At 54.8% G+C, this 11,119-nt stretch carries 13 protein-coding genes; 5 read left to right on the top strand and 8 right to left on the bottom strand.

Annotated features, from left to right (window positions below; genetic code table 11):
* Positions 1–2: 2 nt before the first annotated feature.
* The 3 genes from ACOSDR_RS05300 to ACOSDR_RS05290 form a co-directional block, all read right to left on the bottom strand.
* On the bottom strand, positions 3–833 hold the full coding sequence (locus ACOSDR_RS05300; protein ID WP_420730609.1) for a (Fe-S)-binding protein: 831 nt from the start codon (positions 831–833) through the stop codon (positions 3–5).
* Positions 834–931: 98 nt separating this feature from the next.
* Positions 932–2,191 carry a murein transglycosylase A gene (locus tag ACOSDR_RS05295; RefSeq protein WP_420730608.1) on the bottom strand — a complete coding sequence of 420 codons (1,260 nt, stop codon included), beginning with the start codon at positions 2,189–2,191 and terminating at the stop codon, positions 932–934.
* 7 nt (positions 2,192–2,198) lie between these two features.
* On the bottom strand, positions 2,199–2,882 hold the full coding sequence (locus tag ACOSDR_RS05290) for a Tim44/TimA family putative adaptor protein (RefSeq protein WP_420723222.1): 684 nt from the start codon (positions 2,880–2,882) through the stop codon (positions 2,199–2,201).
* Between the two features lie 233 nt (positions 2,883–3,115).
* Here ACOSDR_RS05290 and ACOSDR_RS05285 point away from each other — a divergent pair, with 233 nt between their 5' ends.
* From ACOSDR_RS05285 to secB, 3 genes are all read left to right on the top strand, one after another.
* Positions 3,116–3,655, top strand: a complete 540-nt coding sequence (locus tag ACOSDR_RS05285; protein ID WP_420730607.1) for an FxsA family protein — start codon at positions 3,116–3,118, stop codon at positions 3,653–3,655.
* Entirely contained in the window at positions 3,652–4,224 is a 573-nt protein-coding gene (locus ACOSDR_RS05280; RefSeq protein ID WP_420723224.1) for a histidine phosphatase family protein, read from the top strand. Before ACOSDR_RS05285 ends, ACOSDR_RS05280 begins: the two co-directional genes overlap by 4 nt.
* Positions 4,225–4,290: 66 nt before the next feature.
* Positions 4,291–4,833: a protein-export chaperone SecB gene (gene secB / locus ACOSDR_RS05275; RefSeq protein ID WP_420730606.1), complete on the top strand. Its 543-nt coding sequence runs from the start codon at positions 4,291–4,293 to the stop codon at positions 4,831–4,833.
* A gap of 99 nt (positions 4,834–4,932) precedes the next feature.
* Here secB and dnaQ read toward each other — a convergent pair whose 3' ends face one another.
* From dnaQ to ACOSDR_RS05250, 5 genes are read right to left on the bottom strand one after another with little or no spacing between them, the layout of a single operon-like run.
* Complete coding sequence (dnaQ, locus tag ACOSDR_RS05270) at positions 4,933–5,643, bottom strand: DNA polymerase III subunit epsilon (RefSeq protein WP_420730605.1); 711 nt, start codon at positions 5,641–5,643, stop codon at positions 4,933–4,935.
* Between the two features lie 20 nt (positions 5,644–5,663).
* Positions 5,664–6,257, bottom strand: coding sequence for a dephospho-CoA kinase (coaE, locus tag ACOSDR_RS05265; protein WP_420730604.1), 594 nt, complete (start codon positions 6,255–6,257; stop codon positions 5,664–5,666).
* Positions 6,254–7,123: a shikimate dehydrogenase gene (locus ACOSDR_RS05260; protein WP_420730603.1), complete on the bottom strand. Its 870-nt coding sequence runs from the start codon at positions 7,121–7,123 to the stop codon at positions 6,254–6,256. Before ACOSDR_RS05260 ends, coaE begins: the two co-directional genes overlap by 4 nt.
* Entirely contained in the window at positions 7,120–7,752 is a 633-nt protein-coding gene (locus ACOSDR_RS05255; protein ID WP_420723229.1) for a Maf family protein, read from the bottom strand. Before ACOSDR_RS05255 ends, ACOSDR_RS05260 begins: the two co-directional genes overlap by 4 nt.
* Entirely contained in the window at positions 7,745–8,596 is an 852-nt protein-coding gene (locus tag ACOSDR_RS05250) for a pyruvate, water dikinase regulatory protein (RefSeq protein WP_420723230.1), read from the bottom strand. Before ACOSDR_RS05250 ends, ACOSDR_RS05255 begins: the two co-directional genes overlap by 8 nt.
* Positions 8,597–9,003: 407 nt before the next feature.
* On the opposite strand from ACOSDR_RS05250, the gene hemE reads away from it, so the two are divergent.
* Together hemE and hemH are read left to right on the top strand one after the other, a co-directional pair.
* Complete coding sequence (hemE, locus tag ACOSDR_RS05245; protein ID WP_420723231.1) at positions 9,004–10,050, top strand: uroporphyrinogen decarboxylase; 1,047 nt, start codon at positions 9,004–9,006, stop codon at positions 10,048–10,050.
* 42 nt (positions 10,051–10,092) lie between these two features.
* Complete coding sequence (hemH, locus tag ACOSDR_RS05240) at positions 10,093–11,112, top strand: ferrochelatase (protein ID WP_420723232.1); 1,020 nt, start codon at positions 10,093–10,095, stop codon at positions 11,110–11,112.
* Positions 11,113–11,119: the final 7 nt, after the last annotated feature.

Raw genomic sequence — 11,119 nt, 5'->3', positions numbered from 1 at the left:
AATCAGCCTTCCTGTCCGTCAGGGAAAGCCGACAGGTCTTCCCCGGCCTCCCCAATGGCGGGACCGTCCCCCATCCCGGCAAGGATTTCCGCGACATGAAAAGCCCGGATCGGGCGGCTTTCCCGGGACATCTTTCCCGCCATATTCAACAGGCAACCCAGATCGCCCGCCAGCAGCGTATCAGCCCCGGTATCGGCAATGGCGGCTGTCTTTTCACTGACCATCTTATTGGAAATATCCGGATATTTCACACAGAATGTCCCGCCAAAGCCACAGCAGATTTCCGCTGAGGGCAATTCTGTCAGGGTCAGGCCATCAACACCTTTCAAAAGGCGGCGCGGCTGGTCCTTGACTCCCAATTCCCGCAGACCGGAACAACTGTCATGATAGGTGACCGTCCCCTGATAGCTGGCAATCGCAGTGGGCATGCCCATCACATCGACCAAAAAGGAGGTTAGTTCGTGCGTCTTGCGACCCAGAGCGACCGCCCTGTCGGCCAGCACCGGATCATCGGCGAAAAGCTCTGGGATATGGTCCCGGATCATACCGGCACAGGAACCAGAGGGGGCGACAACATAATCAAACCCGTCAAAGGCGTCCAAAAGCGTGGCCGCCACGGCGCGGGCATGGCCATTGTCTCCCGAATTATAGGCGGGCTGACCACAGCAGGTTTGCGCCTTTGGAACGGCGACCTGACAGCCGGCACGCTCCAACAGCTCAACCGCTGCGAATCCGACCCTGGGCCGAAACAGATCCACCAGACAGGTGACGAACAGACCAACTGTCACAGGGGGCTTATCCGCTAATTTTTCAGGGGTTTGTGTATCAACCATAAAACTCGCCATCCCGGTTCTTTTCACTGCCAGCAACAATGGCGCTGACCGCCCTGAAAGGCAAGCTGGGCCAGAAATTTACCCTTTTGCGTCTGTGGTTAAGAGGTGGCTTTGACCCGGTCTGCCAGGGGATTGGGCAGCAGCAGGAAATATCGACCCGACGATTTCATGCGACCAGCCTGCGCCAGTGCATCATCCCCATAGCCCCAGAAGAAATCGCCGCGCACCACGCCTTTGATCGCGCCGCCCTTGTCCTGGGCGACCATCAAACGCTGCATTGGTTCCTTTGAGCCACCGGGCCGCACCGTATCCAGCCACAGCGGCATGCCCAACGGGATAAAACGGGTATCCACCGCCATGCTGCGTTCCGGTGTCAGGGCGACGCCCTCTGCCCCGATGGGCCCTGGCCCGTCCAACAGCCGGAAGAAGATAAAGCGCGGATTATAGGCAAACAGTTCTGAAGCCCGGTCTGGATGCTCTTCTATCCAGCCGCGAATGCCGTCCCAACTGGCCTCATGCGCCTGCAATTCCCCCTGATCGATCAACCACCGACCAATGGAGTGATAAGAACGACCATTATGGGCGGCGAACCCGACCTGGACGACATTTCCATCCGGCAGAATGACCCTGCCCGACCCTTGTACCTGCAGCAGGAACACATCGACCGGGTCATCAATCCACAACAATTCCAGACCTTTATCCGCCAGGGCGCCGGATTCAATTGTTCCCCGATCCGGATAGGGTATCAGCCGTCCCTCATCCACCTGACCGACAACACCCTTGCCTTTCAAACTTTCATCAAACTGACCCAGATCAACTGTGATCAAATCTTTCGGGCGGGCGTATAGCGGTGTTTTGAAGGTGTCATCTCTGGTCAGGGATCCATTCAGCTCCGCTTCGAAATAACCGGTGAACAATCCTTGGTCGGCCTGTGGATCGTCACCGTCCGCCGCATCCTTTGCCGCAAAGGGTTGAAAATGCGCCTCAAAAAAAGCGCGGATCAGATCGGGGTTTTGTTCCGCCTTCAGGGCATCCAGCGCGGTGCAGGCCTGGGCCCAGTCCCCAGCGACGGTCTGCAGGGAAGATCCGCTGCTGACATCCCGGTCCGGGGCCAGCGCCATCAGGCGCGTGCACGACCGCCACAAGGCCTGAACCGCACCGACCATGTCATCCTGTTGCCAACCGGGCAGATCCGTGAATGCGGCGGGCGTCAGAACCATGCCTTCTGTCGCAGCGTGTTCCTCAACAGGCGCAGGTTCAGGGGCGTGGGTCTCTTCCTGCTGATCGCAACCAACCACGACCAGCCCCAACACCAGACACAGAGTCAGGCGACGAAGAGAAACAAAAAGCGCCGTCATCAGATAGTCACTCCGCAGTGGTGCGGGTTTCAACCAATTGCCAGTTAGGATCCTTGGATTTCACGCTGCGCGCAAAGGTCCAGACATCAGAGACCGTTTCAACCGTCGAAGGATCACCTTCCTGAACGCGCCCTTCGGAATCATAGGTTACATTGACCTGTTGGCTGACAAATCTCAGCGTCACGCGGGCTTCATCGCCCTGCATACCCGCTTCCAGGATTGTCGTTGAATCAATGCCCACCAAAGTGTCTTCCATACGCTGGCCGGCCTTTTCACGGGCATCGATCGCGCCTGCAAAACTGTCATAAGTGACCTTATCCAACAGCGGCTTCAACGCCTTGCGATCCCCTTCCGCATAGGCGGTAACAATCATTTCAAAGGCCATAGCAGCCCCCTGAACGAAGGAATCCGGGTCGAAATTCGGGTCCGCCTGGGCAATATCGCGCAAACCGTCCCCGGCCGGTCCGTTGAAATGGGCGCTTTCTTCTACCGGATCTTCAAATCCCGCTGGCATACGCACAACATTATCGTCGCGTTCGCCAGACCGATCCCGGGTTTCAGGGCGCGCATTGTCCATATTATTGGGAAATTCGGGCGGTTTTTGATGGCCAGTGCGTTTTCCCAAAACACTTCCCAGTCTGAAAATCAGAAACAAAGCGATTGCGGCAAATATCAGAAGATCAAAGGGCATCCGGCTCTCTTAACATATGAGTGAGGGTCGCAGTCCATCCTATTAACCCGGTATTGGGCCTTTTATGAAAGGTCAGCAATTTTCTTAAGGCCATTGTCATGGTGGATATCATAACATACCTGTAAGACATTGAACTGACCAAAACCCAATCGGGCTTAAAACGACGATAACTTTACGGATGCAATATCCGCGCTACGCCTTGAGATGTAAGCGTTCACCTGCGAAAGGGCAAGATGCCACTCCTTCTTCTGCTGCTTTTCATCGGTATTCCAATTGCGGAAATCGCCGTTTTTATCGAAGTTGGCGATCAGATCGGCCTTGGCTGGACCCTGGCGTCGATTTTCGCCACCGCGATTATCGGAACCGCGCTGGTTCGCCATCAGGGTCTGCAAACCCTGGCTCGGGTGCGGGCCTCGATGGATCGCAAGGAGCTTCCTGTACAGGATCTGATTTCCGGCGTCTGCATATTGGTCGCAGGCTTGTTGTTGGTAACGCCTGGTTTCGTGACCGATACGATCGGTTTTCTGTTGTTGATCCCCCCGTTCAGACTGGCCCTTGGAGCGTTTGTCTTGACCAGCCTGATGCGCAATGGGCGTTTCACGATGCGCAGCGCCGGGGGCATGGGGGGTGGGTTCCGCCAGCCGCCTAAAGGTCGCGGTCCGATCATAGACGGGGAATTTGAAGAAATTGATGAAGACGCCCCCAAGAATCCAGACTCCCCCTGGACAAAGGGTTCAGGCAATTCAATTGAAAACAAGGAGGATGATCGGTGATTCTGATCCGTCACGGTCAGTCCGAATTTAACGTCCATTTTGCCGAAACCCGAACCGATCCTGGCATCCGCGACCCAAAACTGACAGAACTGGGGCGACAACAGATTGCCGCCGGGGCTGCCTTTATCAAGGCCCATCACGGCGACCGGGTGAAACGGATCATCACGTCGCCCTATACACGCACCCTGCAATCAGCGGAAATCATCGCAGACGCGCTGAACCTGCCGGTCATGATCGATCCCATGGTCGGGGAGCAGGCCTATTTCACCTGTGACATCGGTACGCCGACCACGATGCTGCGCAGCCAATGGCCCCTGCTGGACTTTCTGAATCTGGCCGAGGAATGGTGGCCGCTGGGCGAAGAAGAGCATCATGTTGACCTGAGAGCGGCCCATTTCAGGGATCGTATGGCCGCGGATCAGGCCTGGCCTGAAACCATTGTGGTCAGCCATTGGGGCTTCATCCGATCCTTGACCGGGCATCGCGTTAAGAATGCGGCAATTTTGCATTTAGACCCAACACAGCCCCATCCCAACGGTGCTGAGGTTGTCTGTGTGCCCGATCTGTGATAGCCACGCATCCCACCGTTAAGGGCCCTGACAGCGGTCCAAACCCTTTAAAAATGGAATACGTTCATGGCAGATGACCGCGACGAACCCACAACCCCACAACCCGCGTCTTCTGACGCGCCACCCCCCTCTGACACACAATCCGCAAATGCCCAATCCGGCCAGGCGGAACCGCCCTATCAAATTCTGATTCAATATATCAAGGACATGTCCTTCGAGAATCCGAATTCTCCGTCGGTCTTCTCTCTCGGAGAACAACCAAAGGCCGCCCTGACACTGGATGTCGCGACAAATCCGCTGACCGGTCGGGATGTAGAGGTTGTCCTGACCATCGAGGCGAAGGCAGATGTGAACGGCAAAACCGCCTATGTTCTGGAATTGGCTTATGCCGCCGTCGTGCGCATCGGCAATGTCCCGAAAGAGGCCCTGAACGCCCTGCTATATGTAGAGATTCCGCGCATGCTGTTCCCGTTCCTGCGGGAAATTGTCTGTGACACGACCCGGCAGGGCGGTTTTTCCATGCTGATGCTGGCACCGTTTGATTTCGTGCAGATCTATCGCCAGCGCATGGCCCAGGAACAACAGCAGTCAGAAACCGAAACCGTTTAGAGCAAATCCCGAACAAACGGACAGGTTTGTGACGACGTATTTGCTGACAAAACAATCGGTTAGAGTATCCTGTGTGAGCTCATGCGAACGCAGGATACTTTAATCTGTGACCCAGATTGGGGCGCTGATTTTCGCAAGAAAGGCCTTGTGACGGGCCAATTCTTCCGGCGTCGCCGAATGGGCGCGTGGCGGACGATGGGGACGTTCCGCCTGTCTGGCCGCCTCTGCCGCCAGGGCAGCAGCAGCCCCGTCTTTAGAACCAGCCTTTGCGGAATCGTCTGCGAAAGACAGGCCGACCTGTCGTCCGCCGGTCAATTCGATATAAACTTCCGCCAGAAGCTCCGCATCCAGCAGGGCCCCATGTTTGGTGCGCGCAGAATTGTCGATTTCAAAGCGTTTACACAAGGCATCCAGGCTGGCCGCAGCCCCTGGAAACTTCGCCCGTGCCATGGCGACTGTATCGATGGTCTGCGACATGGGCAGGGTCGGGCGACCACAGGCCTTCAATTCCGCATTCACGAATTTCATATCAAAAGAGGCATTGTGGATCACCAGGATCCCATCGCCGACAAAGGCCAGGAAGTCTTCCACGATATCTGCAAATAGCGGCTTGTCGGCCAGAAAGGCCTCACTTAATCCATGCACATTAAAGGCTTCCGTAGGCATATCCCGTTCGGGATTCAGATAGATATGATAGACTTCGCCCGTGGGAACGCGATTGACCAGTTCGACACAGCCGATTTCCACCAGACGATGGCCGTCCTTGGGATCCAGTCCGGTGGTTTCCGTATCAAAGCAAATCTCGCGCATGGAAAGTCCTTAGCCGCAGGTTACAGGGATTGATCCGCCAGTGTGAGGGTGTTCTGTAATTGACGCAAGACCGGCCGCCGCCCTAGGGAGGTCCAGATTATCACATCAGCCCGGCGTCGCTTTTCCGCTTCCGGCATCTGACGCTTGCGAATATCGCGCAGCTTGTCCTGTGTCATGCCGGGCCGGGCCAGAACGCGCTGTGCCTGAATAAATTTGGGGGCGGTGACCAGAATGGTGAAATCACACCGCGCATCCCCCCCGGTCTCAAACAACAGCGGCACATCCAGAACCGCAAATCTTTGATGATGCAGCGCACAGTGTTTCAGGAATTTATCCCGTTCGCGCGAGACCAGTGGATGCAGGATGTTTTCCAGACGCTTCAGAGCGGCAGCATCCCCGAAAACCTGTGGACCCAGGGCTGAGCGATTGACCGCGCCGTTTTCAGTTGATCCGGGAAAGGCTGCTTCAATCGCCGCCACCGCGTCACCACCGACCCCAGTCAACCGATGAACCGCAGCATCCGCATCATGTATTGCACAGCCCAGCCGCTTCAGCATCGCAGAAGCCGTGCTTTTTCCCATGCCAATCGACCCGGTCAGACCAATCACAATCATACGGCCATCGCCTTTAAGATATTGTCACGCAATTCCTCATCCACAACCGGGGTGCTGGGTGGATCAAACCAGGCCTGAAACCCAGGGACCGCCTGATATAAAAGCATACCCAATCCATCGACAACCCTATTCCCCCGTGCCCGTGCCTGGGTCAGCAGGGCTGTTTCCAGCGGCTTATAGACGATGTCGGTCACAAAGGCGCCGGTCGGCAGCGGCGTCAGATCAATCTGCAACGGAGGTTGGCCCACCATGCCAAGACTGGTCGTATTGACCAGAAAATCGCATTTGGGCAGCAGGCCGGAAATGTCCGCCCAGGCCACAGCATGCAAAGAATTGGAATGATCCAGTGCAAGCGCCAGATCCTGCGCCTTATCCAGGCTGCGATTGGCGATGAATATCTGTCTGAAACCCAGATCCTGCGACGCGGCGACAACCGCCCGTGCCGCGCCGCCAGCGCCTAATACCAGGGCGGCGTCCCGACCGGTTCTGGACCATCCCGGTGCATTTTCCAGATTGGTACGGAAGCCATACAAGTCCGTGTTGCGCCCTTCGAACCGACCATCCGACAGGGTAACGATGGTATTCACCGCCCCCAGGCGACGGGCGGCCGGGTCCAGGCAATCACAGAAGTCACAAGCGGCCTGTTTATGGGGCAGGGTAACATTCATCCCCACCCAACCTTCCTGTGTCAGGAGGGATCGCACATCCCGATCAAAATATTCCGGCGCGATTTCCCGGCGCTCATAGCAACCCGGCAAACCAAACCGCTTCAACCAGGTATTGTGAATCAAAGGAGAAAGGGAATGGGCAATCGGTTGTCCGATAACACCAGCAACAGGCCCGCTTGTGGATCCAGCATCCGTCATTGCGCAATCGCCCCGTTCTGGCGCAGAAACCCTAACAAGGGCAACAACGGCAGGCCCAGGACGGTGAAATAATCCCCCTCAACCCGCGTGAATAACTGTGCGCCCAACCCTTCCAGGCGATACCCCCCCACAGAACCCAGCGCATCCTCCCCCACCGCCTGACAATAGCGGGTGATGAAATCAGGGGTCATTTTGCGCATGGTCATAGGGGCGGGCTCTACCAGACCCCACAATCGCTGTCCCCCCTTCATGACGGAAACCCCGGCATAAAGGCTGTGTCGATTGCCGCTGAGCGCCTGTATATGACCATGCAGATGATCCATATCCGCCGGCTTATCGAACCAGACCCCGTTACAATCCAATGTTTGATCCGCCCCAATGACCAGGGCATCTGGAAAGCGCTGACTGATTTTCAGGGCCTTCAGGTCGGACAATGCTTCAGCGACGCGATCCGCCGTGGCCCCTTCGGCCCGTAAAGACTCTTTTACCGCATCTTCATCCACATTGGCAGGCACGATCTGGATCACCAGGCCCGCCCCCCGCAATAGATCCGCACGGGTCTTGCTGGCAGAAGCCAGAATAATTTCTGTTGTCTGTCCCAGCATCATCTTCAAATCACCCTCAGACACCTGTGATGGTTCCATTTTCCTGACGACGATCAAAATGCTGGATAATCGTTGCGGCGGTTTCTTCGATGGAGCGCCGGGACACATCAATAATCGGCCAGTTGCGTTCCTGGCACAGGCGACGACACATTGTTACTTCCTGGCGCACGGTTTCCAGATCGACATAATCGGTTTCATCATCCTCTGCGATCATACGCAGGCGGTTCTTCCGAATTTGCACCAGACTGGCCGGGTCCTTTGTCAGGCCCACAATCAAAGGCATATTTGGACCGGTCATGCCCAACAATTCTTCCGGCAGGCCAATTCCCGGGACAAAGGGCACATTCGCCGCCTTTAATCCCCGATTGGCTAAATAGATACAAGTTGGTGTTTTGGAGGTCCGCGATACCCCCGTCAAAATCACATCGGCACTGGTCAAATTCCATAACCCCTGGCCATCATCATGGGTCAGGGCAAATTGCATCGCATCAATTCGGCTGAAATAATCCGCATCCATGGCATGCTGACGACCGGGCTGTTGTCGCGCTGGCGTCCCCAGATAGTTTTCAAATGCATTGATAAAGGGATCCAGCACGGAAATACAGGGGACCCGCAACTGACGGCATCCTTCAATCAAATGTTGCCGCAATTCCTGATTAACAAAGGTGAAAAGAACAATTCCCGGCGCATCCGCAACCTTGCTGAGAATCTGATCCACACGGGCGGTGTTGCGCACCAGGTTCCAATGATGCTCGATCCCTTCCACATCTTCAAACTGCACGATACAGGCCCGCGCGATGGCTTGCACCGTCTCACCCGTAGAATCTGAAACCAGATAGAGCTGAACATTCCGAGAATCGTCGACCATTTTTATACAATTATCCTGTCTGTAACCTGTGTATTGTTTATGGGATAAATCTTAGGGGCGATGCAATCCCGGAAAAATCCTCATTGACCTTGATTCACTAAGAACGGTTATACAAAGGGGAAAACTTGTGACGCGCCGGTTACGCTTGTGGACCAATACACGAAACTGGTCCTATTATCCCCAAACTTAGACGATGTTGGCAAATTCGAAAAAGATCAGGGAATCCGCTATTCTGGAAATCTTTATCCCGGTGTTAGACACAGGACACAGAAATTTGGTCCAATTTGTGGATGAACGCGTATAAAATTTAATCCCCATTGTTCCACCCCCCAACCACAACCACTCTCTTTTCTTATATTTAATTATATTTATAAGAGAGAAACGGGATCCTGACTGAAAGAGCGTTCATGACCTTCAAACATTCTCCTAAACCATTTCTGTGCGCCCTTGCGGGGGAGACACAATCTGTCCCGCCGATTTGGCTAATGCGCCAGGCCGGTCGTTATCTGCCTGAATATCGCGAAGTCCGGTCTCAGGCGAATGGTTTCCTGGATTTGTGTTACAGTCCAGATAAAGCCTGTGAAGTCACAATGCAGCCGATCCGGCGCTATGGCTTTGATGCGGCAATTCTGTTTTCGGATATTCTGGTAATCCCCCACGCACTGCAACAAAATGTCTGGTTCGTTGAAGGCGAAGGACCAAAGCTGGAACCGTTGAAAAGCGATGCAGATTTGTCGATCCTGAAACCGGATGCGGTTTTGGGTCATTTGCAGCCAGTCTTTGAAACAGTTTCCAAGATCTGCGCAAATCTGCCGATGGAAACCGCTCTGATCGGATTTGCTGGTGCGCCTTGGACGGTGGCGACCTATATGATCGAAGGGGGATCGTCCCGCGACTTTTCCAAAACCAAAATCTGGGCCTATCAAGATCCTGAAAGTTTTCAGCGTCTGATCGATATCCTGGTCGATGCAACAGCCAACTACCTTGTGGCACAGATTGATGCGGGCGCCGAAGCTGTCCAGCTTTTTGACAGTTGGGCGGGGGCTTTGGATGAAGCCGGCTTTTACACATGGTCCCTGGCACCGGCGAAAGCACTTGTTGCCAAGGTGAAGGAACGCCATCCCACTGTCCCGATCATTGGTTTCCCGCGCGGTGTCGGGCCCTTATATGCAGATTATGCCAAGGAAACCGGCGTTGATGCGGTTTCGATGGATCAGGGATTGCCGGTCGCCTGGGCGGCGAAAGAACTGCAACCCCATGTGACGGTCCAGGGAAATCTGGACCCGATGGCGTTGCTGGCCGGGGGGGATGCGCTGGACACTGCCGTTGATTATATTCTGGAAAATCTTTCAGGCGGCCCGTTTATTTTCAATCTGGGTCACGGAATTATCAAGGAAACACCGCCCGATCATGTTACCAGACTGGTTGAGCGTATTCGACGTACCGGGTCCTAAAGCGACTTTAATCCAGTTTGGAAAGAATGCGGTGATCTTGCCATGACAGACACTCTGCCAACTGGGCATCCATCACTGCAGACTCCAGCGATTGGCGTGTTGCTGGTGAATTTGGGAACACCGGACGGGTATGATGTTAAATCCATGCGTCGGTACCTGGCGGAATTTCTGTCGGATCCCCGTGTCATCGAAGCCCCGAAATGGATCTGGTGGCCGATCCTGCATGGCATCATCCTGAACACGCGCCCCCGCAAATCAGGGGAGGCCTATCGGAAAATCTGGATGGAAGAGCAAGGCGAAAGCCCGCTTCGATATTATACCCGGGCTTTAACCAATGCATTGGCGCCGCGGTTTTCCAATCAGCATGTGATTGTGGATTGGGCAATGCGCTATGGAACGCCGTCCATTCCTGAGAAACTGGAAGAGCTACGCAGCCAGGGGTGTGAGAAAATTCTGATCTTCGCACTCTATCCGCAATATTCTGCGGCAACGACAGCATCAGTCTATGACAAGGCATTTGACCAGTTGAAAGCTATGCGCTGGCAGCCTGCTATTCGCACTGTTCCATCTTTTCATGACGAACCCCGCTATATCCAGGCCCTGGCGGACAGTGTTCGTGAAGCGCTGAAAGACAAACCAGACCCGGAAATGCTGTTATGCAGCTTTCATGGCCTGCCAAAAGAAAATCTGGACAAGGGTGATCCGTATCATTGCTTTTGCTTGAAAACCGGTCGGTTGTTGAGGGAAGCGCTGAATTGGCCGGAAGACCGGTTTGGCGTTGTTTTTCAATCCCGGTTCGGACCGAAAGAATGGCTGCAACCCTATGCAGATCAAACCGTAGCAGCGCTTGGGGATCGGGGCGTTAAAAGTCTGGCCATTTTGTCGCCCGGCTTTGTTGCTGATTGCGTTGAGACCCTGGAAGAATTAGCAATTGGCCTGAAAGAAACATTTGAAGAGCATGGCGGTGAGACTTTCGATTATATCCCCTGTCTGAATGACAGCGATGGATTGATCGATACATTAGAAACCGTGACACGCCGCGAATTATCCGGTTGGATCTGACATTTAG

The sequence above is a fragment of the Hwanghaeella sp. 1Z406 genome (genome assembly GCF_048892425.1).
Classification (GTDB): domain Bacteria; phylum Pseudomonadota; class Alphaproteobacteria; order UBA8366; family Aestuariispiraceae; genus Pacificispira.
The sequence above is the reverse complement of the archived record's forward strand: the minus strand, read 5'-3'. Positions and strand labels throughout refer to the sequence as shown.